Raw genomic sequence first — 15039 nt, 5'->3', positions numbered from 1 at the left:
AAATATAACCCAGCGCACAAAAACCGCATTTAATGCACAGATAACTGAAAATTGTGAGAGTGGTAGCTTAAAGCTGTCTGACAACCAGGATAATATGTCATACAGAAATTCAACGCTGTCCCTCTAGATATAGACCACAATAATGAATGTGCATGGAGCCTATTAATGAAATCTCTCTTTTTTCGCAAAACGCTAATCTGTGCGTCGCTTTTCGCGTTGTTTTCCGCTGGGGCCGCTGCGGCTGAAAAAGTGACGCTGAAACTGGCGCACAACCTTGAGCGTAGCCACGTGGTACACCAGGCTTTTGAAGAAATGGCCAAAGAGGTCAAGCAGCTGTCTGACGGCAAGATGACCATCCGTATTTACCCAAGCAGCCAGATGGGCAGCGCACGTGAAACCATGGAGCTATTACAGAACGGCGCGCTGGATATGACCAAAGGTTCCGCCAGCGATCTGGAATCTTTCGACAACGTTTATGCCATTTATAATTTGCCGTTCTTATTTAAAGACCAGGCGCATTTTAATAAAGTGGTATTCGGTGATGTCGGCAAAGAAATTATGGACTCAACAAAAGAAAAAGGATTCTTCGCCCTTTCCGCTTATGTTGCCGGTACCCGTAGTTTTTATGCCAAAAAACCGATTACTAAACCAGAAGATTTAAAAGGGCTGAAAATTCGCGTTCAGGCCAGCCCGACCACCATAAAAATGATTGAATTAATGGGTGGTTCACCCACACCTATTTCATTCGGTGAAGTCTATACCGCAATGCAGCAGGGCGTGGTTGACGGTGCGGAAAATAATGTCCCATCGTGGGTGCAAACACGTCATATTGAAATTGCCAAAGTTTTCTCTGAAGATGAGCACGCCTCTATTCCAGACTTCCTGGTGATCTCCACCAAAACCTGGGACAAGCTAACGCCGGAGCAGCAGCAAATTCTGGCGAAAGCGGCCACCGACTCGCAGGTTTACCAACAGAAGCTGTGGGACAAAATCGACGCTGACACGCGCGCTCAGGCGAAGGCCATGGGCGGCGAGATCGTCAAAGTCGACAAGGCGCCGTTCCGCGCTGCGGTGCAACCGCTGTTTGACGATTTCAACAAAGATCCGAAACAGGCCGCGCTGCTGGCCAAATTTGAAGCCGCCGCAGAGTAATTCCCTTGCGGGCCAGCATCTGGCCCGCCTTCACCAGGATAACAAACGATGATTTTTACCCGCACTAAACAGGCGGTGGACCGCGCGATCGCCGCGTTCTCCGTCGCGGTCATGGTGGCGCTGGTCGTCTGCGTCGTCTGGCAGGTATTCAGTCGCTATGTGTTAAACCAACCCAGCACGCTGACGGACGAGCTGGCGCGCTTTCTGATGATTTGGGTTGGCCTGCTCGGCGCAGCCTATACCGTTGGCGCACAGCGCCATCTGGCGATCGATCTGCTGGCCATGACGCTCAAACCACGTAAGCAAACGCTGCTGGGCGTGGTGATTAACCTGCTGATTTTTCTCTTCTCCGGCTCGGTGATCGTCACCGGCGGCCTGAAGCTGATAGCCAAAACCCTGGCCACCGCACAGGTCTCCGCCGCGATGCAGATCCCGATGGGCTACGTCTATCTGATCCTGCCGTTGTCCGGCCTCATCATGATGTTCTACGCGCTGTGGTTTATCGCCAACGGCCTGATTAGCCTGAAACAGTCCGCAGAAGGAGCGCGCTAATGGACGGGTATATTGCTTTAACGCTGTTTGGCGCTTTCTTCGTGCTGGTATTTATCGGCGTGCCGATTTCGTTCTCTATCGGCATCGCGACCGTTGCCTCAATGCTGCTGATGTTTCCGTGGGATATCGCCGTCATTACCGTCTCTCAGCGTCTTGCCAACGGTCTGGACAACTTTGCCCTGCTGGCGATTCCGTTCTTTATCTTCGCCGGGACGCTGATGAACAGCGGCGGTATCGCCATCCGCTTGATTAACCTCGCGCAGGTGATGGTGGGCCGCGTTCCCGGCTCGCTGGGCCACGTCAACGTCCTCGCCAACATGATGTTCGGTTCCATCTCCGGTTCGGCGGTAGCCGCGGCGGCGGCGGTGGGCGGCACCCTGCACCCGATTCAGACCAAAAAGGGTTATGACCCCGCGTTTTCCACGGCGGTTAACGTCTCGTCGTGCATTACCGGGCTGCTGATTCCGCCGTCTAACGTGCTGATCGTCTTCTCGCTGACTGCGGGCGGCGTGTCGGTGGCCTCGCTGTTTATGGCGGGCTATCTGCCAGGGATTCTGATGGGCCTGGCGATCATGGTGGTCTGCGCGATTATCGCGAAGCGCCGCGGCTACCCGGTTTCCGAGCGCCCAACCTGCGCCCAGGCGGCGAAAGCCTTCTTCGACGCCCTGCCGAGCCTGCTGCTGGTGATTATCGTGATGGGCGGGATTCTGGGCGGTATTTTCACCGCCACCGAAGCGTCGGCCATCGCGGTGGTTTATACCTTTATCCTGTCGGTGATTATCTATCGCGAAGTGAAGTGGCGCGATCTGCCGAAACTGATCCTCGAGTCGGTGGTCACAACCTCCATCGTACTGCTGTTGATCGGCTTTTCCGTCGGTATGTCGTGGGCGATGACCAATGCGGATATTCCCTACATGATCAGCGACACGCTGATGGGGATCTCGGAGAATCCGCTGGTGATCCTGCTGCTGATTAACATTGTGCTGTTGATCGTCGGCATCTTTATGGATATGACGCCTGCGGTACTGATCTTCACGCCGATCTTCCTGCCGATCGCCCAGGACCTGGGCATGGATCCGGTACACTTCGGCATCATGATGGTCGCCAACCTGTGCATCGGCCTGCTGACGCCGCCGGTGGGCAGCGCGCTGTTTGTCGGCTGCTCTATCTCCGGGGTGAAGATCCAGCAGTTAATCAAGCCGCTGCTGCCCTTCTACGCCGCGTTGCTGATTGCGCTGATGATGATCGCCTACATCCCGCAAATCTCGCTGTTTATTCCGCAACTGCTGGGGCTGATGTAACAGCCTATATTGCGCAAAAAAAAAGCCGCCAGTTAACTGACTGGCGGCTTTTTCAATGATGGTTTATGACTACTTCAACGTACCGACCAGCGCTTTGCGGCTGTCTTCCAGCGACACCACGCGGCTGCATACGTCTTTACCAAACGCCTGGAAATCCGCTTCCTGGTTTTTCCACTCGTTCTGAATCGCGGTTTGCAGGCCGCCAAGGCTGCCCAGCACGCCCTGTAGCGGGTTACCGCCGCCTTTCAGCACCGCTTTGGCGCCCATCTCGTTAATGCTGTCTTGCAGAATGCCGCCCATCGCCTGATTGACCAGCTGCTGGCCGTCGGCGCGTACCTGATCGATGGCTTTATAGTGGAAGGTTAAGCCATCGCTACGATGCTCAATAATGCGGTTCATCTGTTCTTTGAGCTGCGCATCGAGCTTGGTCAGGCGACCGCGCATATTGCTGCTCTCGCCCACTTCTTTGGCGATAATTTTATCCAGCGCCACGCGGCCTTTTTCTACCCGGCTGCGTGCGCCATCGTCGATCCACGGCAGCGCGCTGCGCAGCTCGGTCTGATAATCTTTGGCCTGTTCACGCTGGGCCGGCGTTAACGTATACGCCTTGCCGTTGTAGGTGACATCGCCGTTGGGGGTAATAATAAGATTGCCGTTTTCACCTTGCACCTGCACGGTTTGCGGCTTAAGCACCACGTCATCGCGTGGCGTAACGCTGCACTGGTAGTCAGCGTGGGCGGTCATCGCCGTGAACGAGAGTACTGCCGTCAGCAGCGTTTTGCGCATCATAACTTTCCCTCAGTACAAATCGGGCCAGCAAATGCTGGCCCCGTATGCTTATTTAGTCCCACCAAACGTCAAAAAGTTCGCTGGTGCGCACTTCTTCAAACTTGCGGTCTTCCAGCCACTTGCGGACCAGCGCCTGATGTTCTTCGGTGCACTTGCCCACTTCCTGGGTGCAAATCAGACCTTCCCAGGCCAGATAGCCGCTGCCGTCAAACGCCAGCTTGTTCGGCTCGATCACTTCATCGATAAACTGATCAACAACCTGATCGATCTGTTCTTCGCTGGTGCCTTCCGGGAAACGCCAGGCTACGGAGAAGCCGATTTCCTGAAATTCATCGATGTGCATTTTTTTACGCAAACGACGGCTACGATTCTTTGCCATTTATTTCACCCTCTCGAACATTAAGTCCCATACGCCGTGGCCAAGACGATGACCACGCTGTTCAAATTTGGTTACCGGGCGCGAATCCGGGCGCGGTACGTAATCCTGAGTCTCAGACAGGTTCTGATACCCTTCAATGGAGGACATCACTTCCAGCATATGTTCCGCATAGGGTTCCCAGTCGGTTGCCATGTGGAAGACGCCGCCCAGCTTGAGCTTGCTTTTCACGAACTGGGCAAACGGCACCTGAACGATACGGCGTTTATTATGACGCGCTTTATGCCACGGGTCAGGGAAAAAGAGCTGCACCATGTTCAGGGAGTTGTCCGGGATCATCTTGTGCAGGACTTCTACCGCATCGTGACACATCACGCGCAGGTTATCGACACCCTCTTCATGCGCCGAGGCCAGGCACGCGCCCACACCCGGTGAGTGCACTTCAATCCCGAGGAAGTTCTGCTCCGGGCGCGCTTTGGCCATCGCCACCAGCGAAGCTCCCATACCAAAACCAATCTCCAGAGTGACCGGCGCATCGCGGCCAAACAGCGCGGCGAAATCGACAGGCTCTTCGCTGAACTCAACGCCCATCACCGGCCAGTAGTTTTCCAGCGCGTGTTCCTGCCCTTTGGTCAGTCGCCCCTGGCGACGAACAAAACTACGAATGCGGCGCAGCGGGCGGCCGTTTTCATCAAAATCCGGTGAAATGACGTCGTTCTTCATAAAAATAAGTCTGCTTGTGAGAGTGTTCGGGAAACGGGCATTATCCAAAGTTAGTTGCCGGATGCAAGCACCGGAAAGTTCCTGTTTACAGCATAGTACCGCTGTGCTGCAATCTGGCACCCTAATCGCACGATATCGGAAGCACGGTTTTGACTATGCAAGCGTCTCAATTTTCAGCCCAGGTGCTGGACTGGTACGACAAATACGGGCGTAAAACCCTGCCCTGGCAAATTGAAAAGACGCCCTACAAAGTATGGCTGTCTGAGGTGATGCTGCAACAAACTCAGGTTGCCACAGTTATCCCTTATTTTGAGCGTTTTATGTCACGCTTTCCCACCGTCACCGACCTCGCTAACGCGCCGCTGGACGACGTCCTGCATCTGTGGACCGGCCTGGGCTACTACGCCCGCGCGCGTAACCTGCACAAGGCCGCTCAGCAGGTTGCCACGCTGCACCATGGCCGTTTTCCGGAAACGTTTGACGAAGTGGCGGCGCTGCCCGGCGTAGGCCGTTCTACCGCCGGGGCGATTTTATCGCTGTCGCTCGGTAAACACTTTCCCATTCTCGACGGCAACGTAAAGCGCGTGCTGGCGCGTTGTTATGCAGTGGACGGCTGGCCGGGGAAAAAAGAGGTCGAAAAACGGCTGTGGGAGATCAGCGAACAGGTCACTCCTGCCAATGGCGTTTCGCGTTTTAATCAGGCGATGATGGATCTGGGCGCGATGGTGTGTACCCGCTCAAAACCCAAGTGCTCGCTCTGCCCGCTGGAAAAAGGCTGCATCGCCGCCGCCAACGGCAGTTGGGCGCAGTATCCGGGTAAAAAACCGAAGCAGACCATCCCCGAGCGTACCGGCTATTTTCTGATGATGCAGCACGACCGCGAGGTGTTTTTACAGCAGCGCCCGCCTAGCGGCCTGTGGGGCGGTCTATACTGTTTCCCGCAGTTTGCCGATGAAGCGGCGCTGCGCGACTGGCTGGCCGAGCGGCAGATTCCGGCAGACAAGCTGACCCAGCTTACCGCTTTCCGCCACACTTTCAGTCATTTCCATCTGGACATTGTGCCTATGTGGCTTAGTGTGTCCTCATTCGCCTCATGCATGGATGAAGGCAGCGCTCTCTGGTATAACTTAGCCCAGCCGCCCGTCGTTGGGCTGGCCGCACCGGTTGAGCGCCTGTTGCAGCAGTTACGCGCCGATTCACTCGTTTAACGAGCGGCGAAATAAGAGGATTGATTATGAGCAGAACCATTTTTTGTACTTTCCTGCAGCGCGACGCCGAAGGACAGGATTTCCAGCTCTACCCCGGCGAGCTGGGAAAGCGCATCTATAACGAGATTTCGAAAGAAGCCTGGAAGCAGTGGCAGCATAAGCAAACCATGCTCATCAATGAAAAGAAACTCAATATGATGAATGTGGAGCACCGTAAGCTTCTGGAAGAAGAAATGGTCAACTTCCTGTTTGAAGGCAAAGATGTGCACATTGAAGGCTACACGCCGCCAGAAAAACAGTAAGGGCCCGACGGCCCTTTAAGACAACAACAACACGCGCTCCCGGAATGATGAAAAAAAGAATATTTGCACTGGCATTGATAGCGCCGTTGCTTGTTTCCTGCTCGGGTTCAAAAAAGGGCGATGCCTACAATGAAGCCTGGGTAAAAGACACCAACGGTTTTGACATTCTGATGGGTCAGTTCGCCCATAATATTGAAAACATCTGGGGGTTTAACGAAGTTCTGATCGCCGGGCCGAAAGACTACGTTAAATACACCGATGGCTACCAGACGCGTAGCCATATCAACTTCGATGACGGTACCATTACCGTCGAGACCATCGCCGGTACCGACCCCGCTGCGCGCCTGCGCCAGGCCATCATCACCACGCTGCTGATGGGTGACGACCCCAGCTCGGTCGACCTTTACTCCGACGCCGACGACATTCAGATTTCCAAAGAGCCGTTCCTGTACGGCCAGGTGGTCGATAACACCGGCGAGGCTATTCGCTGGGAGTGGCGCGCCGCGCGCTTCGCCGACTATCTGCTGCAAACACGGATGAAAAAACGCAGCAATGGCCTGCACATTATTTATAGCGTGACCATTAATCTGGTGCCGAACCACCTTGATAAACGTGCGCACAAATATCTGGGTATGGTGCGGCAGGCTTCACGCAAATACGGCATCGACGAATCGTTGATTCTGGCGATTATGCAGACTGAATCGTCCTTCAACCCGTATGCGGTCAGCCGTTCCGACGCGATGGGGCTGATGCAGGTGGTGCAGCATACCGCCGGGAAAGACGTCTTCCGCTCGCAGGGGAAATCCGGCACGCCAAGCCGTAGCTTCCTGTTCGATCCGGCCAGCAACATCGATACCGGGACCGCCTATCTGGCGATCCTCAACAATATCTACCTTAGCGGTATCGACAACCCAACGTCACGCCGCTATGCGGTGATTACCGCCTATAACGGCGGCGCGGGCAGCGTGCTGCGCGTCTTCTCTAACGATAAGGTGCAGGCGGCGAACATCATTAACAGCATGTCGCCAGGGGACGTCTATCAGACGCTGACCACCCGCCATCCGTCGGCGGAATCGCGTCGCTATCTCTACAAGGTGAATACGGCGCAAAAAAGCTATCGTCGTAAGTAACAATTCTCACAAACGCAGCCGCTTCTTCCCGATATTCCCAGGATGAAGCGGCTTCCCCGCCTGAATTTCCTACAGAAATGTTAGTTTTGTCACTATTTCGTTGTGCAAAGTAAAAATAATTGCAATTTTTTGCGGCGCTTAACAATGTCTCATCACAGCCATTGATAGAATCAGCACAAATAATGCCTTCGGATGTTATTACGCGAACGCCTGTCCGGTCCTATTTGTGAGGAAATTAACATGAATTTAAAGCTGCAGCTTAAGATACTGTCCTTCCTGCAGTTCTGCCTGTGGGGGAGCTGGCTAACCACGCTGGGCTCGTACATGTTTGTAACGCTGAAGTTCGATGGTGCCTCTATCGGCGCGGTGTACAGCTCACTGGGTATCGCCGCCGTCTTTATGCCAACGCTGCTGGGCATCGTGGCGGATAAATGGATTAGCGCCAAGTGGGTCTATGCATTTTGTCACCTGGTGGGGGCAGGAACGTTATTTATGGCCGCCGAAGTCACCACGCCGGGGGCGATGTTCTTCGTTATTCTGCTTAACTCGCTGGCCTATATGCCAACGCTGGGCCTGATTAACACCATCTCCTACTACCGCCTGAAATCGGCGGGCATGGACATCGTTACCGACTTCCCGCCAATCCGTATCTGGGGCACCATCGGCTTTATTCTGGCGATGTGGGCGGTGAGCTTCTCCGGCTTCGAGCTGAGCCATATGCAGCTGTACATTGGCGCTGCGCTGTCGGTCGTGCTGGTGCTGTTCACTCTGACACTGCCGCACATTCCCGTTTCTAACCAGCAGCAGAAACAAAGCTGGAGCAGCATGCTGGGGCTGGACGCCTTTGCGCTGTTTAAAAACAAACGCATGGCGATCTTCTTTATCTTCTCCATGATGCTGGGCGCGGAACTGCAGATCACCAACATGTTCGGCAACACCTTCCTGCACAGCTTTGATAAAGATCCGCTGTTTGCCACCAGTTTTATCGTGCAGCACGCCTCGGTGATGATGTCGATTTCACAAATCTCCGAGACGCTGTTCATCCTCACCATTCCGTTCTTCTTAAGCCGTTACGGTATCAAGAACGTGATGCTGATTAGTATCTTCGCGTGGATGCTGCGCTTCGGCCTGTTCGCCTACGGCGACCCGACGCCGTTCGGCACCGTACTGCTGGTACTGTCGATGATTGTTTACGGCTGCGCCTTCGACTTCTTCAACATCTCCGGTTCGGTATTCGTTGAGAAAGAAGTCCGCCCGGAAATTCGCGCCAGCGCGCAGGGTATGTTCCTGATGATGACCAACGGCTTCGGCTGCATTCTCGGCGGCATGGCGAGCGGGAAAGTGGTGGAGATGTACACCGTAGACGGTATTACCGACTGGCAGAGCGTATGGCTGATTTTCGCCGGCTACTCGCTGGTGCTGGCGGTAGCATTTGTTGGGCTGTTTAAATATAAACATGAGCGTACGCCTGCCGGTGTACAGACGGTCGCCCACTAACGTAACGTAGCCCGGCCGAGCAAAGCGACGCCGGGTTCAAGCAGCGAGCAGTCCCGGCGTCGCTTTGCTCGGCCGGGCTACTACATCCTCGATAGCACCCATCCTACAGACAGTAAATCGGCGCTGCCGCCGGGGCTTAAATTTCGCGTAATCAGCGCGTTATCCATTGCTATCAGCGCGCCCTCATCCCAGCCATTCTCCAGTAAATTCTGGGCGTAATCCTGTACGTAGCGCAGGCCGTTCATCCCACCGCGCGAGACCAGATTGCTGTCCGGGTTCACCGCCATTAAACGCAGCAGCAGCGCGTGCAGATGACGACGATTCCAACCCGCCAGCGCCTTGCGAACCGTGGCGAATCCGCTCTCTGCTTCGCCACGCGCGCCGGTCAGGCCAAACTTATGAAACTGACGTTCGCCCGCGGTCGCCTGCGATGAACGCGCTGCAAGCTCTCGCGCAACCAGGCCACGGCAGATATCACTCACTTCACTGCACAACCGCTGCGGGTTGACCTCACCCAATCTTCCTGCGGCAAAACAAAGCAGCCCCAGCGCGAAAATACCGCCCTTATGGGTGTTCACGCCGCCAGTTGCCGCGTACATAGCCTGCTCACAGGCGATGCCCATCGGGCGAATCATTCGCAGCTGCTCGCTGGCAGGACTATGCGCGTGCTTATCCCCCAGCTCCGCAAACCGAGGGAACCACGGAGAAATGGCGGCAATGCTGCGAACAAACAGCGCGTGGTCCATATCCCGGTGCGCGCCGTTGTTGTATTTATCCACCAGCCCCGGCTTTGGCGTGAGCTCAAGCTCCTGCCACAGCGCCTCTTCCGCGAGCGCCGCGATGCACGTGGCGTTGGATTTAGTCGCGAATAAACCAGTCATCAATCATCTTCTCCACGCAGCCAACTACCTGCTCGAGCGGATGCTTACGCGAGCGAGAGCAGGCGTGGGCCGGTTCATCGCAGATAAGACAGCGTCGCATATGACTCCCCAACGATAGCCGTCCCACGTGTCCGGCCCGTGGGCAGATAACGTCGAGATCCCACAGCCGCCCTAGCGGATGGCTCTGTTCCAGCGCCGCACAGCGGGCTTTGATTTCCGGCGCCTGATGCGCCACGCACCACATAGCTTCCGGCCCGGTAGGCAGCCAGAAGACCTGGCGATCCAATACCTGCCAGCCATTTTGCCACAGCAGTTGATCGCACATCTGCAGCGCCACGCCCATGGTATTGCGATAGCGCAGGCTGTTTTTAACCGCCCCCGGCGTCACCAGAGTAAGGGAAATAATCGGTTGTTGATAATGCGTTAGCCAGTCAGCCTGACGCGCCGCGCGGCTCTCTTTCGCCGCCAGCAGCGCCTCCAGGCTGACACCCGCCTGCACGGGTGTCACGGTGGTCATAATGCTACTCCTTCACCTGACGTACTGTGTCAATCACGCTACCGTCGCGATAGCGGATTACCCCGACAATTTTATCGGTAAATTCAATCGGCTTCGGCAGGCCGGTTAGCGAGACCGCGCGGTCATACAGGGTTTCGATATCCACCACCTTCAGCCCGGCCACTACCAGCCGTTCACGGATCTCCGGACGCGCCGGATTCACCGCGATGCCATGGTCGGTGACCAGCACATCAATGCTTTCCCCCGGCGTCAGACGCGTGGTCACTCGCTTCACTACCGTCGGAATGCGGCTACGCAGCAGCGGGGCCACCACGATGGTCAGGTTCGCCGCGGCGGCAACGTCACAGTGCCCACCGGACGCACCGCGCATGACACCGTCGGAACCGGTGATCACATTCACGTTGAAGTCGACGTCAATCTCCAGCGCGCTGAGGATAACCACATCAAGCTGGTCGCAGCAGGCCGCCTTGCTGCCGGGGTTGGCGTAGACGTTGGTCGAGATCTCCACGTGGTTCGGGTTACGTGCCAGCGACGCCGCCGCCTGGCCGTCAAAGCATTGGGTATCGAGCAGTTTTTCGATCAGCCCTTTTTCATGCAGATCCACCAAGCTACCGGTAATACCGCCGAGCGCAAAGCGAGCAGTCACGCCGCTACGCTCCATCTTCTCTTCCATAAAGCGGGTACAGGCGGTTGCCGCCGCACCGGAGCCGGTCTGCATGGAGAAGCCCGGTTTGAAGTAGCCGGAGTGCTCAATAACCTCCGCCGCATCGCGGGCAATTTTCAGCTCGCGCGGGTTACTGGTGACGCGCGCCGCGCCAACGCTGATTTTCGCCGGGTCGCCGACGCTCTCAACCTGCACAATGTAATCAACCTGATCCTGCACCAGGCTGGCGGGCATATTCGGGAACGGCACCAGTTCTTCGGTCAACAGCACCACCTTGCGGGCAAAATGCGCGTCGACCATGGCGTAGCCCAGTGAACCGCAGCAGGACTTGCCGTGCGTGCCGTTGGCGTTGCCAAACTCATCGCTGCACGGTACGCCGAGAAACGCGACGTCTATCTGCAATTCACCGTCCTGTAGCAGCTTCACGCGACCGCCGTGTGAGTGGATTTGTACCGGCTCGTCCATCAACCCGTGGGAGATGGCATCCGCCAGCTTGCCGCGCATGCCGGAGGTGTAGATGCGGGTAATCACGCCGCTTTCGATATGCTCAATCAGCGCGTCGTTGCAGGTCATCAGCGAGCTTGAGGCCAGCGTCAGGTTCTTAAAGCCCATCTGTGCAAGTTTCGCCACCACGTTATTAATCACCCGGTCGCCTTCGCGGAATGCGTGATGGAACGAAATGGTCATGCCGTCTTTAAGGCCGCAACGCGTCACAGCCCGCTCGACCGAGTCGCACAGCTTGCGGTGATGTTTGGCCTCGATATCGCCCAACCATGGCGTAGTGCTGTGCGCCGTATCAAAAGGTTGAAGCGCCCGCAGATGGGGGAAATTTTCGTGAAGAAGTTCTGTCTGATTCATTGTTTTATCCTTAACGACGCACCCCGGAAGCCGCCGCGCGTTCCAGCACCCGCTGAGCGTGGTCAATAATCGGCGCATCCACCATTTTGCCGTTGAGCGATACGACGCCCAGCCCGTTACGCTCGCCCTCTTCCGCGGCTTCAATCACCCGTTTCGCATGGTCAACTTCCTGCTGCGTTGGCGCGTAGGCGTTATGTAAGAGGTCAATCTGTCGTGGATTAATCAGCGATTTGCCGTTAAAGCCCATCTTGCGGATCAGCTCCACTTCCCGCAGGAAGCCGGCTTCATCGTTAACGTCTGACCACACCACATCGAAGGCATCAATATGAGCGGCGCGCGCGGCGTGCAGCACGGCGCAGCGGGCGTAGAACAGCTCGGTGCCGTCGCCGCGTTCGGTCTGCATGTCCATCACATAGTCAAATGCCGCCAGCGCAATGCCGATAAGCCGCGGAGAGCTGCGGGCAATCGCCACGGCGTTAATTACGCCAATCGCCGATTCAATGGCTGCCATTACCCGGGTGGAGCCCACTTCGCGCCCGCACTCACGTTCAATGCGCTCAAGGTGGCCTTCCAGCTCGAAAATATCGTCCGAGGTATCAGTTTTCGGCAGGCGAATCACGTCAACGCCGCCACGAACCGCCGCTTCCAGATCCAGCAGGCCAAACGGCGTGCTGAGCGGGTTGATGCGCACAACGGTTTCAATGTCCTGATACATTGGATGCTGCAGGGCATGGAAGACCAGCAAACGCGCGGTGTCTTTCTCACGCAGAGCCACCGCATCTTCGAGGTCGAACATGATGGAGTCGGGGCGATAGATAAACGCGGTGGAAAGCATGGCGGCATTGGCGCCCGGCAGGAACAACATACTGCGGCGAAGTTTACTCATCACAGTTTCTCCCAGGCAATTTGCTGCGCATCCGTTGCGCGCAGCACCGCGCTTTGCAGACGGGCGCGGATAACACAGTCCAGCGCGCCTTTGTCTTCGACGATAACCAGCCCCTGCTTCACGCCCATCGTGCGCAGGGTCTCTGCTACGATCTGGCGAATCTGCTCGCCAAACTGCTTCATCACTTCACTGTGGATGACAATCTCCAGCTCGCCGTCGGCGGGGGCGATTTTCACCATCAGGTCGCTGGACTCCTGCGTTCCGGCCAGCGCCTCCCTTACGATTTTCATGATTTAGTCCTGATAGTTATGCAACTTCCGCACTGTAATGCGCTTCTAAATGCGCGAAAGTGGATGCCGGGACAATGTCCCGGATTCGAGAAAATTGCTGCGTTTTCAGTAAGCGGCGCACTTCCGATGCCGAGATGGCGTTTCCCGTAACCTTAATGCGCGGTATCTCCACCACCGTGATGTCGCCCTCCAGCAGTGCGTGCAGCGTCTGGTTGTACTGCCGGGTGACATCGCAAAAGGGTTCAGAGCCGATGAAACGATGGGTAATACCCAGCGTCGGAGCGATGTTATTGCGAAATAACAGCACGTCGATTTCGCTCCACGCCTGCTGCACTTTGCCGGACTCTTTCAGGAAGTAGGCCGGGAAAGTGGCGCGGGAGATGATGTACTGCGAGCCCTCATGCACAGTGACGTTGGGCAGATGCGCCACGCCTGCCCGCACCATTTCCAGACGGGCCAGGAACGGGAAGAACGATGCGTCCTCGCGTACCACAAACAGGTGCAACCAGTCACACTGCGCCGCCGCCGTTTCCACCAGATGACGGTGGCCGAGGGTGAACGGATTCGCGTTCATCACGATGGCTCCCACCTTTTCCCCCGGCCTGCGTTTCTGGCTGAGCGCGCGGCAGTAACGCTGGATCCCCTGCGGGGTGTTTTCCATCAGCACCGCGTTGTTACCGCTTTGGGCAATGGGCCAGAAACCGCTACGGGCAAAGCGCTCCTTGTTGCAGGGACGCGTGCAGAGGAACAGGTGGAAATGGCCCAAGGCCAGCGCCACGTTCTCCACCTCAGCCAGCAGACGGGCACTCAGGTTGGCGCCGCGCTGGCGTTCATCAACCGCCACGCATTTGATAACGTTCGCCGCCAGACCTGCACAGCCCACCAGCGTTTTCCCGGACCAGGCTTCAACAAACAGCGAGATGTCGCTGTCCATGCCAAGACCGCTATCAACCAGCAGCGAACGAATCGAATCTAAACGTTCCGGATGTTCCGCTACCTGGGTAACCCGGAAATCGAAAGTGGGTTGCGTGTACATCGTGCCGCCTTACTTAGTGCGCTGCCGTCAGCGTGTTCGCTGGCGCTTCCATGATGATGTTGCTGAGGTGGCCGATATGCTCAATTTCCACCTCAATGCGATCGCCTTCCTGCATAAACAGCGGCGGGTTACGCTTTTTGCCGACGCCGCCTGGGGAGCCGGTGATGATCACATCGCCAGGGCTCAGGCGGGTGAAGGTGCTGATATATTCAATCAGTTCCGCCACCTTGTGGATCATGCTGCTGGTGTTGTCGTCCTGCACCATGCGGCCGTTCAGCCAGGTGCGGATGGCAAGCTGGTGTGGGTCAGGAATTTCATCCGCCGTGGTCATCCACGGGCCGAACGCCCCGGTCTGACGCCAGTTTTTTCCCGCGGTAAACCACGTGTGCTGCCAGTCACGGGCGGAGCCATCCATATAGCAGCTATAGCCCGCAACGTGACGCAGCGCGTCTTCACGGCTGATGTTCTCGCCGCCCTTACCGATAATCACTGCCAGCTCGCCTTCGTAGTCAAACTCACGCGAATGACGTGGCTTCAATACCGGCGCGTTATGCGCCGTCTGGGAATCCGGGAAGCGGACAAACAGCGTCGGCGCGGGGTTATGCTGGTCAAACTCTTTGCGTTTTTCGGCGTAGTTCATGCCCACGCAGAGGATCTTTTCCGGGTGCTCAATCACCGGTAAAAAGGTCGCGGCGTCCATCGGTACATCCACCGCATCATTAAGATAGCGCGTGGCGTCCGCCAGCCCGTTGCCCTCCAGCAGCGCCTTCAGGTCAGCGTAGCGGTCGCCCAGACGGCGGCCTAAATCAATCATCCCCTGGGTCTTTACGATGCCGTAGCTGCGTACGCCCTGATAGATAAAGCTTGCGAGTTTCAT

Annotated in this window: 17 protein-coding genes; 7 read left to right on the top strand and 10 right to left on the bottom strand. The window is 56.5% G+C overall.

Translation table 11 applies throughout. The annotated features are described in order from the left end of the window. Window positions 1-165 precede the first annotated feature (165 nt). Genes NNN71_RS12015 through NNN71_RS12005 form a run of 3 tightly spaced genes read left to right on the top strand, consistent with a single transcriptional unit; the run spans window position 166 to window position 3005 of the window. A complete protein-coding gene (locus NNN71_RS12015) occupies window positions 166-1152 on the top strand; it encodes a TRAP transporter substrate-binding protein (protein ID WP_167575040.1) in 987 nt (328 codons plus the stop codon). 48 nt (window positions 1153-1200) lie between these two features. Next, window positions 1201-1704: a TRAP transporter small permease gene (locus tag NNN71_RS12010; RefSeq protein ID WP_163446013.1), complete on the top strand. Its 504-nt coding sequence runs from the start codon at window positions 1201-1203 to the stop codon at window positions 1702-1704. Beyond that, window positions 1704-3005 (top strand): TRAP transporter large permease, encoded by a 1302-nt coding sequence (locus NNN71_RS12005; protein ID WP_163446012.1) that lies wholly within the window; start codon window positions 1704-1706, stop codon window positions 3003-3005. Before NNN71_RS12010 ends, NNN71_RS12005 begins: the two co-directional genes overlap by 1 nt. A gap of 69 nt (window positions 3006-3074) precedes the next feature. Here the strand turns inward: NNN71_RS12005 and NNN71_RS12000 are convergent, their stop codons facing one another. Genes NNN71_RS12000 through trmB form a run of 3 tightly spaced genes read right to left on the bottom strand, consistent with a single transcriptional unit; the run spans window position 3075 to window position 4893 of the window. Next, window positions 3075-3794: a DUF2884 domain-containing protein gene (locus NNN71_RS12000; protein ID WP_163446011.1), complete on the bottom strand. Its 720-nt coding sequence runs from the start codon at window positions 3792-3794 to the stop codon at window positions 3075-3077. A gap of 52 nt (window positions 3795-3846) precedes the next feature. Further along, on the bottom strand, window positions 3847-4173 hold the full coding sequence (locus NNN71_RS11995) for a YggL family protein (protein ID WP_064542613.1): 327 nt from the start codon (window positions 4171-4173) through the stop codon (window positions 3847-3849). After that, window positions 4174-4893, bottom strand: coding sequence for a tRNA (guanosine(46)-N7)-methyltransferase TrmB (gene trmB / locus NNN71_RS11990; RefSeq protein WP_223803858.1), 720 nt, complete (start codon window positions 4891-4893; stop codon window positions 4174-4176). It lies immediately after the preceding gene. A gap of 155 nt (window positions 4894-5048) precedes the next feature. Between trmB and mutY the strand changes: the two genes are divergently transcribed. The 4 genes from mutY (at window position 5049) to NNN71_RS11970 (ending at window position 9030) form a co-directional block, all read left to right on the top strand. Beyond that, window positions 5049-6101: an A/G-specific adenine glycosylase gene (gene mutY / locus NNN71_RS11985; protein ID WP_271458569.1), complete on the top strand. Its 1053-nt coding sequence runs from the start codon at window positions 5049-5051 to the stop codon at window positions 6099-6101. Between the two features lie 26 nt (window positions 6102-6127). Further along, window positions 6128-6403 (top strand): oxidative damage protection protein, encoded by a 276-nt coding sequence (locus NNN71_RS11980; protein ID WP_064542603.1) that lies wholly within the window; start codon window positions 6128-6130, stop codon window positions 6401-6403. Window positions 6404-6450: 47 nt separating this feature from the next. Then, the gene (gene mltC / locus NNN71_RS11975; RefSeq protein ID WP_271458570.1) at window positions 6451-7533 is read left to right on the top strand and encodes a membrane-bound lytic murein transglycosylase MltC; all 1083 of its coding nucleotides are present in this window, start codon (window positions 6451-6453) and stop codon (window positions 7531-7533) included. A gap of 240 nt (window positions 7534-7773) precedes the next feature. Then, on the top strand, window positions 7774-9030 hold the full coding sequence (locus NNN71_RS11970; RefSeq protein WP_271458568.1) for a nucleoside permease: 1257 nt from the start codon (window positions 7774-7776) through the stop codon (window positions 9028-9030). Window positions 9031-9110: 80 nt separating this feature from the next. Here the strand turns inward: NNN71_RS11970 and citG are convergent, their stop codons facing one another. The 7 genes from citG to NNN71_RS11935 are packed head-to-tail and all read right to left on the bottom strand — an operon-like array spanning window position 9111 to window position 15039. Next, window positions 9111-9911 (bottom strand): triphosphoribosyl-dephospho-CoA synthase CitG, encoded by an 801-nt coding sequence (gene citG, locus NNN71_RS11965; RefSeq protein WP_271458567.1) that lies wholly within the window; start codon window positions 9909-9911, stop codon window positions 9111-9113. Continuing rightward, entirely contained in the window at window positions 9889-10428 is a 540-nt protein-coding gene (citX, locus tag NNN71_RS11960) for a citrate lyase holo-[acyl-carrier protein] synthase (protein WP_271458566.1), read from the bottom strand. The genes citG and citX overlap by 23 nt, the downstream gene beginning before the upstream one ends. A 4-nt stretch (window positions 10429-10432) precedes the next feature. After that, complete coding sequence (citF, locus tag NNN71_RS11955; RefSeq protein ID WP_271458565.1) at window positions 10433-11950, bottom strand: citrate lyase subunit alpha; 1518 nt, start codon at window positions 11948-11950, stop codon at window positions 10433-10435. A 10-nt stretch (window positions 11951-11960) separates the two neighbouring features. Then, entirely contained in the window at window positions 11961-12836 is an 876-nt protein-coding gene (gene citE / locus NNN71_RS11950) for a citrate (pro-3S)-lyase subunit beta (RefSeq protein WP_271458564.1), read from the bottom strand. Next, window positions 12836-13126 (bottom strand): citrate lyase acyl carrier protein, encoded by a 291-nt coding sequence (citD, locus tag NNN71_RS11945; protein WP_271458563.1) that lies wholly within the window; start codon window positions 13124-13126, stop codon window positions 12836-12838. The genes citE and citD overlap by 1 nt, the downstream gene beginning before the upstream one ends. A 16-nt stretch (window positions 13127-13142) precedes the next feature. Beyond that, on the bottom strand, window positions 13143-14162 hold the full coding sequence (gene citC / locus NNN71_RS11940) for a [citrate (pro-3S)-lyase] ligase (RefSeq protein ID WP_271458562.1): 1020 nt from the start codon (window positions 14160-14162) through the stop codon (window positions 13143-13145). Window positions 14163-14175: 13 nt separating this feature from the next. Then, the gene (locus tag NNN71_RS11935) at window positions 14176-15039 is read right to left on the bottom strand and encodes a fumarylacetoacetate hydrolase family protein (protein WP_271458561.1); all 864 of its coding nucleotides are present in this window, start codon (window positions 15037-15039) and stop codon (window positions 14176-14178) included.

Origin of the sequence: Kluyvera sp. Awk 3, assembly GCF_028069715.1 — a bacterium.
Taxonomy (GTDB): domain Bacteria; phylum Pseudomonadota; class Gammaproteobacteria; order Enterobacterales; family Enterobacteriaceae; genus Kluyvera; species Kluyvera georgiana_A.
Note: the sequence above shows the minus strand (reverse complement) of the source record. Positions and strands in the feature narration are given on the sequence as shown.